Origin of the sequence: Lewinella sp. 4G2 (genome assembly GCF_001625015.1) — a bacterium.
In the GTDB taxonomy this organism is placed as follows: Bacteria; Bacteroidota; Bacteroidia; order Chitinophagales; family Saprospiraceae; genus Neolewinella.
In genome coordinates this window covers 1,862,860-1,880,685 of sequence record NZ_LVWJ02000014.1, presented here as the reverse complement: position 1 = coordinate 1,880,685, position 17,826 = coordinate 1,862,860, and the positions used below count along the sequence as shown (strand labels likewise).

The window sequence follows — 17,826 nt, the reverse complement described above, 5'->3', positions numbered from 1 at the left end:
CCACAAAGCATTCCCGCATGACGAACGACAAAGCATTTCTCATCATCCTCGACGGTTGGGGCATCGGAGCCCGCCCGGAAGACGACGCCATCGCCCAGGCCAGCACGCCCGTTTACGACCGCATCTACCGCGATTGCCCCCACGCGACGCTCATCACCTACGGGGAAGAAGTCGGCCTGCCCGAAGGCCAGATGGGAAATTCCGAAGTAGGTCACCTCAACATCGGGGCCGGCCGGGTCGTCTACCAGAGCTTCGCGCGCATCAATAAGAGTATTCGCGACGGGGAATTACAGCACCTCAAAGTCCTACAGGACGCCCTGACCTACGCCCGCGTCAACGATAAGAACGTTCACTTCATCGGCCTGCTGAGCGACGGTGGTGTCCACTCCCACATCAAGCACCTCTTACGGCTCACTGACATTGCGACCGAAGCCGGCAACGAAAAGATCTTCATTCATGCCTTCATGGACGGCCGCGACGTTTCCCCGACCTCCGGCACGGGTTACTTGCAACAGATGAATCAGCACCTCGCTGGTAAACCCACCCAACTGGCCTCGGTTATCGGCCGCTTCTACGCCATGGACCGCGACACTCGCTGGGAACGCATCCGCAAGGCCTACGATCTCATGGTCCAAGGTATCGGCACGCCTTCGCGCGATGCTGTCAACAGTCTGCAAGCCTGGTACGACGCCGGCAACACGGATGAGTTTGCGGACCCGATCGTCATGACGAACGCTGACGGCAGCCCCGTCGCGACCATCGAACCCGGCGACGTCGTCATCAACTTTAACTTCCGCACCGATCGCCCCCGCCAAATCACGAGGGCGCTGACGCAGGAGCCATTTCCGGACCAAGCGATGGTACCCATCCCCAATCTCCGGTACGTCTGCCTGACGCAGTACGACGAAAAATTCACCGGCGTGGACGTCCTCTTCACGCCGGACGACCTCAACGAAACCATCGGTGAAGTCGTCAGTAAAGCGGGCAAAACCCAGGTTCGGATCGCGGAAACAGAAAAGTACGCCCACGTCACCTTCTTCTTCAGCGGCGGCCAGGAAGATGAGTTCCCCGGCGAACGCCGCATCCTCATCGATTCCCCCCGCGACGTCCAGACCTACGACGAAAAGCCGGAAATGGGCGCCTACGGCATCCGCGACGCGATTGTTCAGGACCTCCGGGAAAATCAACCAGACTTCATCTGCCTCAACTTCGCCAACACTGATATGGTGGGTCACACGGGCAACTTCGCCGCCGCCGTCAAATCCGCCGAAGTGGTGGATGAATGCCTGGGCGACATCCTCCGCGTCACGGAAGAACTGGGCTACCACGTCCTCGTCATCGCCGACCACGGCAACTCCGACGAGATGCGCAACCCCGATGGCTCCGTACAGACTGCACATACGACCAACCCTGTACCCGTCATCTACGTAGGCCCCCGGGCGGACGCTAAGTTGGCCCAGAACGGCAAATTGGGAGACGTTGCCCCCACCCTCCTCGAACTGATGCGCGTAGAGCAACCAGCCGCTATGTCGGGGTCCAGCTTACTGAAGGCGCAAGGTTCTTAGCTTAGGAAGACTGGAAAAGGGACAGCACCTCAAATCACTCCGGCCGGTGCATGGCCCGAAACTTAGTGGGGCTACTCCCCGCCACTTCCTTAAAGCTCCGGCTAAAGTGCTGTGTTGTTTTAAATCCAGTTCGGAAGGCAACCTCCCCCACGGGGATGTCCGTCATCTCCAGCAACTGCCGGGCCCGGCCGATGCGTAGTTCCTTGATGTAAGCCTGCAGGGGCAGCCCCGTCAGTGCCTTCACCTTCGTGTAGCAAACGGATCGGCTCACGGCCAGGTGGCGGAAGAGCGCATCAGTACTCATTTCGGGAGCGTCCATATTCTCCTCTACGTATTCCCGCAACTGCCGCAGGAAAACAACGTCAGTATCCACGACGGGGAAGTCTTCCGGTTGGAGCGTTTCGGGTTCGGCGACCCACTTTCGCCGGGCGGCGGCCAGGGTCTGGAGTGTGTTCTCAATCTTGTTGAGGACGTGGTCAAGCTCAAAGGGTTTCGTGAGAAAATCGTTAGCCCCCGCCTCCAAAGCCAGGGTCCGGGCGGAATCGCTGTGCCGCGCCGTGAGGAGGATCACCGGTAAGTGGCTCGTCCGCGGGTTTTCTTTGATGGCTTTGCATACCCCAATACCGTCTAGGCCGGGCATCATCAGGTCGGTCAAGATCAAATCGGGTTGAAGGGCTTCGGCGCGTTCCAGCGCTTCCAGGCCGTCGGCTGCTTCACTTACCTGGTAGGTGGTCTCGCAACCGAAGCGGAGCAGTTCGCGTACGTCCGCGTCGTCGTCAATGATCAAAACGTGGGGTCGTTGATCGTCAACTTTATCGATAGTCACCTGGCCTAAAGTTTCCTCGTCGATAGTGGGGTTGGCTTTGACAACGGCGGGGTGAAGCGGTAACCGGACCTTGAAGGTGGCTCCCTGCCCCACGTCACTCAGGCAGGAAACTTCACCACCAATCTGTTCCGTGTATTGCTTCACGATGGAGAGGCCGACACCGGATCCGGCGATTTTTTGCCCGTTAGTTCCTCGGTAGAAGCGTTCAAACAGGTACTGCTGCTCGTCCTTCGGGATGCCGGGGCCATCGTCGATCACGTTGATGAGGAGTTCGCGGCCACTTTCTCCCTCCAGGATCAATGCGCGAAATTGTACGGTCCCCCCTTCAGGCGTGAACTTGATGGCATTGGAGAGCAGATTGGTGCAAATGCGATCCACTACTTCCGGGCTGTAGTTAACGCGGGTGATCATCTCCGGCAGACTTTCTCTAAGTTCCACCCCGGCGGATTGAGCGCGTGGGTGAAAGGACTCCACCAACAACCGGAGGTAAGCCACAATATCCCCCTCTTCAAAGCGGAGGTCCGGCGATTCATTTTCGATCTTCTGGATGTCAAGCAACCGGTCCACCAAACGTTGTAGGCGTTGGGTATTCCGGTGCATCAGCCGGTAGAGTTTTTGCCGCTGCCCACTCGTTGGTTCGGTGGGTTTCATCAGTTCCGTAAGTGGGCCGTTGATGAGCGTCAGTGGCGTCCGTAGTTCGTGGCTGACGTTCACGAAAAACCGCGCCTTCGACGTGGCCATTTCCTGAGTGTTCTCCGTTTTCAGCCGGGCAATGGTGACGGATTGCCGCAGGGCCTCCCGCGTTTTGATGAAGCGTTGGTAGCCATACAGCGCCAGCAAAATAGCGAAGCCGTACAGTGCGTAAGCCCAGTTACTAGCGTACCAGGGCGCCGCCACCTCGATGTTCAGCGTAGCAACGTCGGAGTAGGCTTTTCTACTGGCCAGTGAGGCGCGGAATTCCACCGTATGTTCCCCCGGTGGAAGGTGATAAAGGGAATATTCCGGCGCGTCGCCCGTCAGATTTTGCCACTCTCCGCCAAGGGGCTGCAGCCGCACTTCGTACTCTACCGCCGAAGGTTGTGGGTAATAAAAAGTACTCAGGTTGAGGGAAAAACCTTGATTATCGTTGGGTAAGCTCAGGGTCTCTCCCGGTGCTAAAGCAATGAATTCTTTCTGCTGCCCGGTTTGGAATAATTCGGCACTGGTGATGCTCGGAGTAGCGGGGATGCCCGGTTCGGCCAATTTAGTGGGGGTGAATCGCAACAGTCCATTATTGTACCCAAACAGCAGATCACCGTCGCCTAAGCGTGCGCTGGCGCCTTTGCGATAGAGCGTCGCCTGGTAGTGAGCCGGTGGCTCGTACAAACTGAAGGCGCCCGTCGTCGGGTCGAAGGCGCAAAGCTGTTCTTCCTGATCCATCCAGAGCCGGCCCGTTCCCCCGGCCCCTTCAAACTGGAGGTTGAGAACGGCGTGTGCCTGGAGCTGTTCTGGGATGGATAGGTCCGCTCGGTGCTCACCGGCTTCATTCAGACTCAAAAGGCCTTCCTGAGTGCCTACCCAAATGTTACCATCCGCTGACTGCGCAATGGTGTTCGCTCGGTGGAAGAAAGATTGGCTGCCCGTTTCACTGGGCCTAATCAGAGCTACGATGGATTCCCGCTCCGCGTCCAGCCGAAATACTCCGCCAACGCCCGCCATCCAGAGTCGATCCTGGCGGTCAATCATCAGGTCAAAAATGTACGGGGTGTACCGGGCACCGAGATCCGCTGGGAAGCTGCGGTGCTCTCCCGTTTGTGGGTTCAGTTCCGTCACGCCTACCCCGTGGACGGCGACGTAAAGTCTTCCACGCTCGTCTTCTACGATACTCCGAATGTCATTCCCCCCAAAGATGGCGCGGCTGTTGGGATAGACCGACCAGGTGTCCTCCGCAACATCGTACCGCAGTAAGCCGCTATCGTACCCACCCGCCCACAGGGTACCATCCCGCCCTTCGTGGAGGGTGAAGATGGAAGAACGTCGGATACCATTGGCGTTGTCGATCAGGTAGAGCCCTCGTTCTTCGAGAGTGGTGGCGTCCAGCTTTCGTAGGCCGCCTTCAAAGTAACCTACCCAGAGGTTACCGTGAGCATCCTGCAGGAAGGTACTGGCGGAGCGCATACCTTCCGGAAGGGGTTCTCCACCTGGTTCTGGATTACTTCGGATCGCCTGTGCGGGCGTCGCTTTACTCAGGCCAAAAGCGTAGTGCCCAACCCAAATTACGCCTTCTTCATCTGGTAGTACGGCAGCGCATTCGCTGGCAATGATGGTCCAGTCGTGGTTGTGTGCTCGTTGTAGTTGCTCGTACGATCCCGTCTTTTTGTGGTAGATGATCAGCCCGGAGGTCGTTGCGAAGTAGAGGTCCTCTCCCCTGCCGGCCACACCGTAGAATGTCGCGGCCGCACTACTCATTGCGGGTTTACTTTCCCGGCCGGTCGGGAGGTCCAGCGTAATCAACCCATTGCGTAATAAACCGGCGTAAAGGGTATCCCCATCCCGGTACAGACCGTTCACCTGTTCGCACTCCAGGGTGGTACTCCGCATGTTATGGCGGAGAATCTCCGGCTCACTCGCCCCCGGTTTGATGATGCCAATCCCACCACATTTGTAACCCAAAAAGATATTATCCTCGTCGTCAACGTGGAGGGCAGAGATGTCCGCGTAACCGTTCAGCCCCGTATTCTTCTTTACCTCCGGTTCCAAATGCGGTTGAATGAGGGGCCAGAGGTGCCGGGTTTCTTCCTGCGTAAAATGCTTTTCAAAACTGGCGTAGGCCTGCCGGCTATCGTAATAGACGTAACCACTCCACCGGACGAGTCTGGCGTAGGTCGATTCCTCGGATTTGGGCGCTGCTCCCGATATAATACGGGACGAGTTGGGCGCTCGCGCAGGTGCGGGCAAATGGGAACGGGCAACGATTGACCGCAGGGTATCCGCCAACGCGGGGCCGGACAACTCTAATAAACCCACCCCTCCGGCTTCCACTCGCATCCGAAACGTACGGGTGCCCTCGTCGAATAAATTGTACCCCGCCGCGGTAGTGACGATGATGGTGCCGTCACTCAATTGGTCGATGCCGGTGATCTGATTATGGCTGATCCGTTTCCGGGGCCGGTCGGCGTTGTTGAAGCTGGTGAATTGGTCTAGTGACCGGTCGTAGAGCGCTACGCCGCCCTCCTGGGTACCGACCCATACCCGATCCTGATCGTCGGCAAATACAACCGATACGGAGTTGTCTGGCAATGAGGTGGAGTCGGTACTGGAGTGCAGGAACTCTTTGAAACGGTAACCATCGAAACGGTAGAGTCCCCGGCTGGTGGCTAGCCAGAGATAACCCGTTTGGTCTTTGGCCAGGCTGTTGATGGAGTTGTTCCGCAGCCCATCCTCCGTATTGTAGTTAACGAAGGTGAGCGTTGGTTGCTGAGCGTGTGCAAACGCCCACCACCCCACGATTAGGAGGAAAATTAATTGAAATCTGTATTGCATGAAATCGCTGACACTATAAACATGGGTCCTGACCCAAAAGAACCAGAAGCAAAGGCTTCGTACCCTCAAGTTAAGGAAACAAATATTACTGAGCTTCTTCCTGCTTTACGCCGACATTATCAACTCAAATGAAGTGATCAACACATTCTTGACGTAGCTTAAAAAGTGCCTTGGCAAAAAATCGCATCCCTAACAATTGTTACCCACGCATTTGCGAATCGATATCCGGAAAATTGAGTAGCGGTACCGTAACTTTCCAACATCAACGGCTGGCTCCCAGCCAGCAACGTGGCTGGAAGAATCTTTTATGCTTTCTTTTGGGAAGGCCCTCCTCCCCCCGCCACGGCCGAACTGACTTAACTGCCCCAGCGTATGTCCTTATCCGATTTAAACTTTGATTCCTGGACGACGACTTTGTCGGATCAATTATCCGGGAAGTCTATCTACGATTTGGATGATGACCTTTCGGCACTCCCCGGCACACAGCAATTACCCTACCGCGTTGGTGCTTACATCGACGAAGGTTCCTACGGGGAAATGAACCGCTACGCCCAGGCGGAGATCGAGCGAGGAGCGGAAGCTTTACTTTTCCGGCTTTACCGGCAACCGGATACGGCCGCAATTCGGCGGATCTTGAAAAATATCGACCCGACGGTTACGGAACTTCACTGTAGTCTGCGCTACCCCGGTCAGGACCCCGCGGAGTTATTCCGGGACCTCATCACCTACCTCCGGGCGGAAGGAATAGACCTGAGCAAAGTGAGAGGTTCTATCGACTTTGATCCTTTACTGGATTGGTCCGACGCTCCTTTTCCGCCACTCGTGCGCCTCCTTAGTTTCGTGAACCGGTGGATGCCTGGCTTTGCCGTCCTCCAGGTGAACGCCGCCGGTTTCAATAACGGTACGGACGTGGCGGACGCCGAAATCGCCCTTGCGCTATCCAAAGGGGCCGCCTACCTAAAGGCTATTCAGGATCACGGTTACTCACCGACTATTGCGGCTCAACACCTGAAATTTGCGGTAACCGTTGGCACTTCCTTTCACGGAGATGTAGCCAAGTTGCGAACGCTGCGCGCGCTGTGGCCAAAGGTACTGGCCGAGTTCGGCGTATCCGACACCGTAGCTACCCAGATCGGGGCGCATACGGACATCACCACCATGACGGGTGACTGGGAAGAGAATCAGGAACTGCTTTTGCAGCAAGCGCGGTCCATGGCCCTGGGCGGTGCGGACGTTGCCTTCCTTACCCCGCTGGAGCAAGTTGATGATACCCCAACCGTAAGGGCAAGAAATTACGCCATCGACGTACACCGCAGCCAAGGGAGCGACGCCGACCTACAAGCAGTTGAAACTCAGTTAGCGACCGTCACCTCAGCACTAACGGAAGCCGTTTGGTCGGAATATCAATCTTTGGTGGAGCAGGGAGGCTTTGCCACGGCGGTTGAACTTTAGCGAACTCGCTTAAGTTATGGGACCACCTTTCGCTTTCTATCCCAGCTAATGAGTTCAATTAAAAAAGACGACTTTGGCGTCGTCCCCGGTCAGGGCAACGCAGACCTTTTCACGCTGATCAACCGCCACGGTAACACCGTAAAGATCAGCACCTACGGAGCTACGATCACATCAATCGTTATCGACGGTGCCGAAATGGTAATCGGGTACGATAACTTGGAAGGTTACCTCGGTGACCACCCCTACTTTGGAGCCTGCATCGGCAGGTACGGTAACCGGATCGCCAAAGCTCAGTTTTCACTGAACGGGCATACCTACGAACTCGTCCCCAACGAAGGAATTCACCAATTGCACGGCGGGCCGGAAGGCTTCGACAAACAAGTCTGGATGGTGGAGGGCACCACCGATATGGCCGGCACTACCTTGGTGCTCAAGCACGTGAGTGAGGATGGGCACATGGGGTTCCCCGGTCGACTCACCGTACTCTGTTCCTATACCTGGGATGACGATAACGCACTGACGATTGATTACTCCGCCACCTCGGACCAGGACACGATTCTTAATCTCACGAACCACGCCTATTTCAATATCGGAGCGGCGCCTACCGTTCGGGGCCAGGAGATGCAGCTCTGGGCGAGCCAATACACGCCCATCGATGATGAAGGCATTCCTACGGGAGAAATTCAGCCAGTTGACGGTACTCCTTTTGATTTTAGGGTGGCAAAACCCATCGACAAGGACCTCCACGGTGAGCACCCGCAGGTACAACGAACAAACGGGTACGACCACAACTTTGTAGTTGATGATTATGATGGCACCCTTCGGAAGGTAGCTCATCTGCGTGACCCGGAGACCGGCCGGCAGCTTAGCTGTTTCACTACCGAGCCGGGGCTACAGGTCTTCACGGCCAATTTCGCTGCGGGCCAGTTTACGGGGCGCGACGGCCAGGCCTTTCCTACGAATGGCGCCATCTGTTTGGAAACCCAGCACTTCCCCAACTCCCCCAATCAAGCCAACTTCCGCACCCCATATCTCGGTAAAAATTTGATGTACGAAACCAAGACGGTTTACCGGTTCAGCTAACTGGAATACCCATTAAATTGGAAGCTATTCCTTCATTCCAATCTTCTTCTCCCTGGTGTTCCGTCATCATTCCTACGTTGAACGAGGCGGCTACCCTGCCAGCGACCCTCGAAGCTTTGGGCGACGTTCAAGGTGAGGGAGGTCTGGAGGTGATCGTTGTCGACGGAGGAAGTGAGGATAGTACCCTAGCCGTCGCTCGGTCCTACGGTTGCTCCACTTTGCTTGGCACCCGCGGCCGCGCCCGACAAATGAATGCGGGAGCTATGATTGCAAAAGGACCTTTTCTTTGGTTCCTGCACGCCGATACCATCGTTCCTCCAAACTGGGAAAGCGAGCTGAGGGATGCGATAGATCTGGGTCTACCGGCGGCATTTCGGCTGCGGTTTGATTATCAAAAACGGTATTCTCCCCTCCGGTTATATGGGTACTTAAGCCGTTTTGACCTGCAAGCTTTTCGCTTTGGCGACCAGTCGCTTTTGGTAGCCAGCGCTGATTTCAAGTCCGTTGGAGGGTTCGACGAAGGGATGGAGTTATTGGAAGACAACGATCTGATCCGTCGCTTGAAACAGCATTGCGGCGGCTTTCACTTGCTGGGCGCAACGGTGACGACTTCGGCCAGGAAGTACCGAAAACACGGGGTAGTTTATACGCAATTGGTCTTCGTGGGGCTTTACCTCGCTTACCGATTGGGAGCCAAAAACGATCGACTATTGGGGTGGTACCGACGGGCTTTCGGATAGGTAGAAAGGGGTTACGGTGCGTTTGCCGGTCCCGACGTACACGATTTGCTGGTAGGCGGGCGGCAGTTCATCCTGTTCGAAAACGGCCGCATCCGGCTTAATAAAAAAGCTGGTGGGCGGGCAGATATGGACGGTTACGTTACCGTCAATGATCGTGCGCGAAGAATGGTAGTGGCCGCAGTATACCACTACCGGGGCATCGTGTTCTTGAAGCACCTGTAAGACCTTCTGGGCCTCGTCCAGGGAATAATTATCGTCCATGAACGGCTTGCCCACTTTGAGCGGCGGGTGGTGCATGATGATGTTTGCCGAGCCAAGATCTTTCAACTGCTCGCGTAGCCAGTTGATCTGAGCGTCTCCAACCTTAGCGTAGCGGGTGTCGAGTAACAAAAAGGTCCGATCCTTGATGGTAACCCGCTGAAGAATTGGTTCGTCTCCGTCTCCCGGCAACTCAAAGGCATTGCGAAGCATCGTACGATCGTCGTGATTTCCCGGAACGACGAAGTAGGGCACCTCCAGCTCGAAGAGGCGATTACCGAGCCAGAAAATCTCCCGTTCTTCCGGCATGGCGGCACAGAAATCACCGGTAAAAAAATAGACGTCCGGCTGAAACTTAGCCGCGTGGGCCATCACTCGCTCAAATCGGGCGACCACGTCCAAACCCATGAGGCACTCGCCCGGAGGTAGTAGGTGGAGGTCCGTGATTTGCGCGATCTTTAACAAAGGTGGGGTTGGTTGCGGTGACGGTATAACGGCACTTCGGGTAAGCTATGTTCGAGTACGGTTAGGATTCCATAATGGCCTGCTTCACTTCCTCGACAAGCAACTGGTGCTCGCGGCTGAAGTGATCCGACCAGGCAACGCCCCGGGCCTTCATATCGAAGTGTTTGACGAGGGTGCCGACGTTATCCAGCGTCCCATCCGGCTTGGTGGGGTAACCGATGACGTAAAGGCTATCCGCCAGCTCGACGGCCAACTCAATATCGTGGGTACAGAAAATGATGGTCGCCAACTCGTGGCTCAGGTTGATGAGCTTGAAGGCGTTGATGACGTTCTGAATATTTCCGACGTCCAGCCCCGAAAAGGGCTCATCCATAATGATGTAATTCGTGGAGCTCAAGACTTGCTCCAGAATAGCCGTCCGTTGCCGCTGGCCACCAGACAGTTCGTTGGGATACTGGTCCCGGACCTGCTCCAGCCCCCAATCCTTCAGGTGCTGGTCGATGATGGTTTGCTTTTCAGCGTCAGTAACGTCCTCCCGCTTACGCATGGCGAACTCCATCGCCTGCTGAATGGTCTTGTGGCGGAACAGCACGTAATTCTGGCTGACGAAGCCGACGTCCCCCTCCCGTACGCCACGGAGGGGCGGGTGAGTGTCGCCTTCCTGCGCATCGAGGTCGGAGATCAGGATGGTGCCTTCAGTCGGCCTTTCGAGCCCGGCCAGCGAACGGAAGAGGGTGGACTTACCCCGGCCCGAGCGGCCCACGAAAGCGATCGTCTGGCCCTGGACCTTGTCCGGCCGCAGGACGTCCATTTCCTTGAACGTGATGTTCTGGATGATCTGCTTGTCTCCGTAGGCTACGCCGACGTTGTCGACTTGGAGGATGGCTTCGGCGTGTTGGTAGCGCATAGATAGTGCTTTGGTACTTTGGTGCTTTGGCCCAAAGGACCAAAACACCAAAGCACTAGATCTTAGAGTAACGGAAAAGCATCCTGCGGAGGAAGTTCAGGAAAACATCGATGCCCAGACCGACGAGGAGGATGACGATCTGCAGCGCGACTATCCGGCCGTGATTCCCGAAACGATCCGAATTCTTGATGAGGACGCCCAACCCACCGGTAGCAATGAGGATGGACTCCACCGTAACGAGCATCATCCAGGTGATGGCCAGGTTCTGGCGGAGAACTTCGATGACGTAATCCAGCCGTCCCTTGATGACGACCTCCCAGAGCACCTCCCAGCGCGAACACTGGAGGGAACGGGCGTGGTCCAGTTCCTCCTGCGGAATGGCCGCGATGACGCCCAGCAGCGAAGTGATGAAGTACAGGCTCATGAAGACTACGAGGACCAAAATCTGCATTTCCCGCGGACCATTAACAGCCATGGCCAGGTAAAACGTGATACCTGTCAGGGGCAGGTACCGCATCCGTGAAAGCATGACCGCCAGCGGCCGGATGGCCGGGATCGGCGATAGATAAGCGACAATGAGACTGAGCACTACGGAGATCACCGTAGCCTGCGCGCACAACCAAAGGCTGGAAGCGATGTGGCTGACCAGCCCTTCGTTGAAAAGGTCCACAAAACCGGCCCAAACCAACGAAGGAGGTGGGAACAGTTTGGTGGAACCAGAAGTGCCGATGAACCAAATTGCCAGGATCAGGACCACCCACGCAGCCGAAATAAAGGCCGTGTGCTGCTTGGAGATCCGTTCAAAGGGCTTGAACCAGGATTTGGGATTGAGGGAGGGCATCTCGATTATTGTTAAGGTTCAGCGTTGATTCGTCCGAATGGATAGGGCAAGCGCATTGTATCCCGGACAACCACATTCCTACGGTGGCGCTTAATTACCGCTCCCTCTTTGAGTGGCAGTAATTAGCAGGACGCTGAGGGTAGACAAAAAACCGCACCGGCTACCGGAGTGATCCAGTAACCGGTGGGCGTGGGAGATGGCTCCTTAGTTCAGCAGGGTGATGACTACCCGGCGATTTTCGGCCTTGTTGTTACCGATTGGCTCGGATTCTCCCTTACCAATGACCTTGCGGAAACGGCTACTGGGGATGCCCCGCTGGATCATGTAGGTCTTCACCGCCTGGGCACGCGCTTGGCTGAGGATGAAGTTGCTGTCCGCATCACCGTCCCGGTCGGTGTGGCCGACGAGTTCGAGCTTGGCGTCCTCCGCCTGGATGAGGATGTTGTAGATGTTGTCCAGCAGGTCCTTGGCACCGGGAGCCAGCGTAGCGCGGCCGGAGGCGAAGTTGATGTTGAACTCACCCTCGGCGAGTACGGACCGGGGCTTGTTGGTGGTCTCGGAGTAGTCCGAAGCGTAAGCCTCACCCGCATCGATGTCCTTGACGGCCTTCAGGTAGTCCAGGTTCACCGCCTCGTTGTAGGGGATGATCCGCTTAACGTTCTGGTTGAAGCCGGCGGGGTTCAGTTCCTTGAGGTAGTAGGATACCTGGTCGTACACGGCCTTGTAGCGATTTACGCCGTCCTCCAGACCGTAGTACTGTCGGGCGTCAGCGAGGTTGAAGACCCGCGAGCCACCCATGTTGTAGCTGATGCCATTTTTCTCTCCCTGCTGGCCCTTGAACATGCCGTACCAGTAGTCAGCATCCTCCATTTCGTAGGTGGACGTGACGGCTTCGGCCGCGCGGCGGCGCCACTCGTTGAAGAGCTTCATCTGGTTGGAGCTGGTGTAGGAAGCCTTGAGGATGTTGCTCACGGTTTCGGGGTTGCGCTCACACCATTCTTTGACCGCGATGACGGTGGTGGCCATCTGGTTGTTGAATTCCTTGGTGGAAACGATGTCGGTGTAGCCGTCGATGGCGTCGAAGACCATCTTGTCACCGGGCGTCCAGGTGGCACATCCGTCGATGGTTTTGTTGACGGTGCGGCCGGTTAGACGGCCATCCTTGATCTCCTTGAGGGGGATCGTCCAGCCTTCCTTAACTGACTTGATGAGTTCCTTGGCGGATTCGATGTAGTCGTCGTTCGCCGAAGCGTAGAAGTTGACGGCTTCAGGGTCGTAGGTGGTGGGGTCCGGGTTGACGGGGATGCCGTTAGCGAAGGCGTAGTTAACGGTCGTTACCCAGTCACCGTCACCGATTACGGTGGAGATCAGGGCGCCCTTCATGCTTTTGGGGTTCATCTTCCATTTGGGAGGGCCGATGAGTTTGTCCTCGCCGTAGCTGAGGCCGACGGCACCGACTACCTGTACGTGGTACTTGTCCTGCCCGTACTTATCGTTAAGGGCTTGCTGGACGGAGGAGATGTAGTAGGGAGCGCCGTCACCCATCATCATGATGGCGAAAACGCCCTGGTCGGGGTGAGCCTCACCGGCGTCAAACTCCTGGACGAACTTCATCTGCAGGTTCCGGAGTTCCGAAAGCCAGTCCTGGCGGATGATCTCCAGGTTCACATTGTTGGCTTCCATCATGGAGCCCTGGGTAGTGAAGGGGCCACCATTGGCGCCGATGATACCGGACTGAGCGTTCCAGGCGTAAGCGGCCATTCGGGTGAGGGGCAGGTTACCTACTTTGCTGGAGCGGGATTCCCCGGCGAGGGGCAGCTTGGCGGCGTCCGTAATGTTGTTTACGTCACTGTCATCCACGTTGATCCCGTCAAGTTGTTGGGATTCTTCGATGGCGACCTCCGGGGAGAATTTCCAGATCAGGAACCCGACGATACCGACGACGAGAAAGGTGATCAGTAATTTAGAAAGCGTGGTAAGTCTCATGTTGTATAGTGTTTAAAGCGTTTCGCGGATCGCGCGCTTAACCAGTAAGTTATCGACCCTTGTTGATGACCCTAAGGTACGCCCGGGGTAAAGGCGCCGCCCGGCCCAAGGGCCCCACCTCGACCAATCCACTCCCCCACCGACCGGTTGGGATGGATTCTCGACGAACGAGGGGTGACAAAGTTAAAAATTTAGATGGGTTTGGGGTGGGGGTTGTTGTTAGGGCACGCATTACCATTATCCACGAGCGTTCACGGGGGATATAACTACCAAACAGTGGATCAAGCACCCGATCCGGTATTAGTGTTTCGTGAACGACCGATCGCAATAGCGGGCATCTAATAACTGATAAGGATCACCCCAACTCCTCCACCAAAAACCGCCCAGTATGGCTCTCCGCCACCTTCGCCACCTGCTCCGGCGTGCCCTTCGCAACGAGGGTGCCACCACCCCGGCCACCTTCCGGCCCCATATCAATGAGGTAGTCGGCGACTTTGATGACGTCCATCGAGTGCTCGATGACGATGACGGTATTACCCTTTTCTACCAGGCCCTGCAGGACGCGTAGTAAGTACTGGATATCCTCAAAGTGAAGACCGGTCGTTGGCTCATCGAGGATGTAGACTGTCTGGCCGGTGGCGCGTTTGGAGAGTTCCTCCGCCAACTTTACCCGCTGGGCTTCCCCTCCGGAAAGCGTCGTCGCCCGCTGGCCGAGGGTGATGTAGCCGAGGCCTACATCCTTCAGCGTTTTCATCCGCCGGTAGATCTTGGGGATGGCCTCGAAGAACTCCGCGGCTTCGGCGACGGACATATTCAGCACGTCATTGATGCTCTTGCCTTTGTAGAGGATCTCCAGCGTCTCCCGGTTGAAGCGCTTGCCCTGGCAGGTTTCGCATTCTACCTCGACGTCCGGAAGAAAGTTCATCTCGATCGTCCGCATCCCGCTGCCCTTGCAGGTTTCGCAGCGGCCGCCCTTTACATTAAAACTGAAGCGACCCGGTTTGTAGCCGCGGATCATCGATTCGGGGAGCTTGGTAAACAGGGCGCGGATATCCGTAAACACCCCCGTGTAGGTAGCCGGGTTGGACCGTGGCGTCCGCCCGATCGGCGATTGGTCGATGTCGATCACCTTGTCCAAATGCTCCAAACCCTTTACCGATTTGTAGGGCATGGGCCGTTTAACGGAGTTGTAGAAATGCTGTCGCAAAATGGGGTACAGCGTCTCGTTGATCAGCGTCGACTTCCCGGAGCCACTCACGCCCGTCACGCAGGTGAAGGTGCCGAGGGGGATCTTGATACTGACGTTCTTCAGGTTATTACCCATTGCTCCCTTCAGTTCCAGGTACTGCTTGGCGTGGCCCTTGCGCCGCTTTTCCGGGATGGCGATCTCCCGTCGGCCCGAGAGATAGTCACTCGTGATGCTCCCCGCGTTTTTCTTGAGGAGGAACTCCTTCGGCTTGCCGGCCGTCACCACTTTGCCGCCCTTCACGCCGGCGCCGGGGCCGAGGTCAAGTAGGTAGTCACTGGCCATCATGATATCCTTATCGTGTTCTACGACCAGGACGGTGTTGCCGATGTCCGTCAAATCCCGCAGGGCCTGGATCAGGCGTTGGTTATCCCGTTGGTGGAGGCCGATACTCGGCTCGTCCAGAATGTAGGTGATACCCGTCAGCTGGCTACCGATCTGGGTGGCGAGGCGGATCCGTTGGGCTTCGCCGCCGGAGAGCGTCCGGCCGGGGCGGTCCAGGCTGAGGTAGCCTAGGCCCACGTGCAGCAGGAAGCGGAGGCGGAAGCGAATTTCCTTGAGGATGTCCGTCGCAATCAGCCGCGTCCGCTCGTCCATGCCTTCCTCGGCGGTTTCCATCCAGACACCGAGTTCGCCCAGGTCCATGCGGGCGAGGTCGCTGATGGTCATGCCCTTGATCTTGTAGTTGCGGGCTTCCAGCCGAAGTCGGTCGCCTTCGCAGGTGGGGCAGGTATCGATGGTCATGAAGTCCTCGGCCCAGGTGCGGATGCGTTCGCTCGTCGTTTCTTCGTACCAACGGGCAATCATGGCGATGAGGCCGTTCTTTTCTACGTCCCAGACCATGTCGTTCGCGATCTTGTCGTAGCGGCTTTTCTTCTGGCGGCCGGCCTTTTTCTTAGCGCCGTAGAGCAGGACGTTCAGGCCTTCGGGATTGATCTTTTCGATCGGCTCCGAGAGCTTGAATTTGTACTTTTTGGCGATGGCTTTTACCTGCTTGAAGGTGGTGTTATCGCGGTTCTCGCCCAGCGGTACCAGCCCGCCCTTATTGATGCTTTTCTTGCGATCCGGGATGATCTTGTCGATGTCCGGGCTGTTCAGGTTCCCCAGTCCACGGCAAGTTTTACAGTAACCGTAGGGGCTGTTGAAACTGAAGGTGTTTGGGCTCGGCTCTTCGTAACTGATGTTGTTCTCCGGGTCCATCAGATTCTTGGAGAAAGTCGATACTTCGCCGCTGTCGACGTCCTGGATGAAGACGAGTCCGTCCCCCATTTTGAGGGCGGTCTGAAGGCTTTGGCTGAGGCGGTCGGCCCGTTCGGGGCTCATTTTAATGCGGTCCACCACCAGTTCGATGTCGTGCACTTTGTAGCGGCTCACCTGCATCCCTTCTTTGAGGTCCTGCAGTTCACCGTCCACCCGTACTTTGGTGTATCCCTGTTTGCGCACCTGTTCGAACAGTTCGCGGTAGTGGCCCTTCCGCCCGCGGATGAGGGGGGCGAGCACAATCATCTTTTTGCCGGCGTAAGTCTCCGCAATCTGGTCCTTCATTTGCTCCTCGGTGTACCGGAGCATCGGGAGGCCGGTTACGTAGGAGTAGGCCGTTCCCGCCCGGGCGTAGAGGAGGCGCAGGAAATCGTAGATCTCGGTCACCGTACCCACCGTGGAGCGGGGGCTGCGGTTGGTCGTCTTCTGCTCGATGGAGATCACGGGACTGAGGCCGGTAATTTGCTCCACGTCGGGCCGCTCCATCGTGCCCATGAATTGCCGGGCGTAGCTCGAAAACGTCTCCATGTAGCGCCGCTGCCCTTCCGCGTAAATGGTGTCAAAGGCCAGGCTCGATTTTCCCGATCCGGAGAGGCCGGTGATCACGACCAATTCGTTGCGGGGCAATTCCACGTTGATGTCCTTCAGATTATGCTCCTTCGCTCCGATCACGGTGAGGAAACGCTCCGAGTGCGGCAACTCATTTTTCTTGGCCTTTTTCCGCTTCGCCGGTTTGGGCGCTGTCGCGGGTGCAGAGGAAAAGGTGGTAGGGGCGGAGGACTTAGCCATAAGGGGGAGGGAACGAACTATTCGGTGGAAGGGCAACGCCAATTATTAGGACATCACTGCGCTTGTTGGAACGGCTACAAATCTACTTAGGTTTTAGCACAAAATGTTGGCCACCCATTCGTTTTTACGATATTCTGTTGCTTGGCAGTCATAATTTTTACTCGCCCATTCCCTGGCACCTGCGGCAGCGCCAAGCTCCTCTTTGTCGTCGAACGATTCACTGGTGATTTTACGAAGGAAAATTAGCAGGTTCGTCCGACGACTTCATCTGTGCGTGGCAAGGGAAATTTCTTTCAGTAAACTAGTAAGTCGTCGAACGATTCACTGGTGATTTTACGAAGGAAAATCAGCAGTTTCGTCCGACGACTTTATCTGTGCGTGGCAAGGGAAAATTCCTTCAGTAAATTATTAAGTCGTCGGACGATTCACTGGTGATTTCACGAAGGAAAAGTAGCAGTTTCGTCCGACGACTTTATCTGTGCGTGGCAAGGGAAATTTCCTTCAGTAGACTATTAAGTCGTCGGACGATTCACCGGTGATTTTACGAAGGAAAATTAGCAGGTTCGTCCGACGACTTTATCTGTGCGTAGCAAGGGAAATTTCCTTCAGTAAACTACTAAGTCGTCGGACGATTCACTGGTGATTTCACGAAGGAAAAGTAGCAGTTTCGTCCAACGACTTTATCTGTGCGTGGCAAGGGAAATTTCCTTCAGTAGACTATTAAGTCGTCGGACGATTCACTGGTGATTTTACGAAGGAAAATTAGCAGTTTCGTCCGACGACTTCATCTGTGCGTGGCAAGGGAAATTTCCTTCAGTAAATTAGTAAGTCGTCGGACGATTCACTGGTGATTTTACGAAGGAAAATCAGCAGTTTCGTCCGACGA

Annotated in this window: 10 protein-coding genes; 4 read left to right on the top strand and 6 right to left on the bottom strand. The window is 56.2% G+C overall.

The genetic code is table 11. The annotated features are described in order from the left end of the window. Window positions 1-17: 17 nt before the first annotated feature. Window positions 18-1,565 carry a 2,3-bisphosphoglycerate-independent phosphoglycerate mutase gene (gene gpmI, locus A3850_RS08325; protein WP_068215526.1) on the top strand — a complete coding sequence of 516 codons (1,548 nt, stop codon included), beginning with the start codon at window positions 18-20 and terminating at the stop codon, window positions 1,563-1,565. Between the two features lie 34 nt (window positions 1,566-1,599). Here the strand turns inward: gpmI and A3850_RS08320 are convergent, their stop codons facing one another. Then, the gene (locus A3850_RS08320; RefSeq protein ID WP_082921704.1) at window positions 1,600-5,913 is read right to left on the bottom strand and encodes a response regulator; all 4,314 of its coding nucleotides are present in this window, start codon (window positions 5,911-5,913) and stop codon (window positions 1,600-1,602) included. 372 nt (window positions 5,914-6,285) lie between these two features. Here A3850_RS08320 and A3850_RS08315 point away from each other — a divergent pair, with 372 nt between their 5' ends. From A3850_RS08315 to A3850_RS08305, 3 genes are read left to right on the top strand one after another with little or no spacing between them, the layout of a single operon-like run. After that, on the top strand, window positions 6,286-7,365 hold the full coding sequence (locus tag A3850_RS08315; RefSeq protein WP_068215520.1) for a methylmalonyl-CoA mutase family protein: 1,080 nt from the start codon (window positions 6,286-6,288) through the stop codon (window positions 7,363-7,365). A gap of 48 nt (window positions 7,366-7,413) precedes the next feature. Beyond that, the gene (locus A3850_RS08310) at window positions 7,414-8,448 is read left to right on the top strand and encodes an aldose epimerase family protein (protein WP_068215518.1); all 1,035 of its coding nucleotides are present in this window, start codon (window positions 7,414-7,416) and stop codon (window positions 8,446-8,448) included. 17 nt (window positions 8,449-8,465) lie between these two features. After that, window positions 8,466-9,188, top strand: a complete 723-nt coding sequence (locus A3850_RS08305) for a TIGR04283 family arsenosugar biosynthesis glycosyltransferase (protein WP_197494017.1) — start codon at window positions 8,466-8,468, stop codon at window positions 9,186-9,188. Here the strand turns inward: A3850_RS08305 and A3850_RS08300 are convergent. The 5 genes from A3850_RS08300 to uvrA form a co-directional block, all read right to left on the bottom strand. After that, on the bottom strand, window positions 9,156-9,911 hold the full coding sequence (locus tag A3850_RS08300; RefSeq protein WP_068215516.1) for a metallophosphoesterase: 756 nt from the start codon (window positions 9,909-9,911) through the stop codon (window positions 9,156-9,158). The genes A3850_RS08305 and A3850_RS08300 overlap by 33 nt on opposite strands. A 61-nt stretch (window positions 9,912-9,972) precedes the next feature. After that, entirely contained in the window at window positions 9,973-10,818 is an 846-nt protein-coding gene (locus A3850_RS08295) for an ATP-binding cassette domain-containing protein (protein ID WP_157500987.1), read from the bottom strand. 55 nt (window positions 10,819-10,873) lie between these two features. Continuing rightward, on the bottom strand, window positions 10,874-11,659 hold the full coding sequence (locus A3850_RS08290; protein WP_068215511.1) for an ABC transporter permease: 786 nt from the start codon (window positions 11,657-11,659) through the stop codon (window positions 10,874-10,876). Window positions 11,660-11,863: 204 nt separating this feature from the next. Then, window positions 11,864-13,645, bottom strand: coding sequence for an OmpA family protein (locus tag A3850_RS08285; RefSeq protein ID WP_068215510.1), 1,782 nt, complete (start codon window positions 13,643-13,645; stop codon window positions 11,864-11,866). 355 nt (window positions 13,646-14,000) lie between these two features. Further along, the gene (gene uvrA / locus A3850_RS08280; RefSeq protein ID WP_082921701.1) at window positions 14,001-16,940 is read right to left on the bottom strand and encodes an excinuclease ABC subunit UvrA; all 2,940 of its coding nucleotides are present in this window, start codon (window positions 16,938-16,940) and stop codon (window positions 14,001-14,003) included. Window positions 16,941-17,826: the final 886 nt, after the last annotated feature.

Coding starts and splice junctions, on each gene's coding strand:
- gpmI (WP_068215526.1), top strand. CDS start 18: ATGACGAACGACAAAGCATTTCTCATCATCCTCGACGGTTGGGGCATC.
- A3850_RS08320 (WP_082921704.1), bottom strand. CDS start 5,913: ATGCAATACAGATTTCAATTAATTTTCCTCCTAATCGTGGGGTGGTGG.
- A3850_RS08315 (WP_068215520.1), top strand. CDS start 6,286: ATGTCCTTATCCGATTTAAACTTTGATTCCTGGACGACGACTTTGTCG.
- A3850_RS08310 (WP_068215518.1), top strand. CDS start 7,414: ATGAGTTCAATTAAAAAAGACGACTTTGGCGTCGTCCCCGGTCAGGGC.
- A3850_RS08295 (WP_157500987.1), bottom strand. CDS start 10,818: ATGCGCTACCAACACGCCGAAGCCATCCTCCAAGTCGACAACGTCGGC.
- A3850_RS08290 (WP_068215511.1), bottom strand. CDS start 11,659: ATGCCCTCCCTCAATCCCAAATCCTGGTTCAAGCCCTTTGAACGGATC.
- A3850_RS08285 (WP_068215510.1), bottom strand. CDS start 13,645: ATGAGACTTACCACGCTTTCTAAATTACTGATCACCTTTCTCGTCGTC.
- uvrA (WP_082921701.1), bottom strand. CDS start 16,940: ATGGCTAAGTCCTCCGCCCCTACCACCTTTTCCTCTGCACCCGCGACA.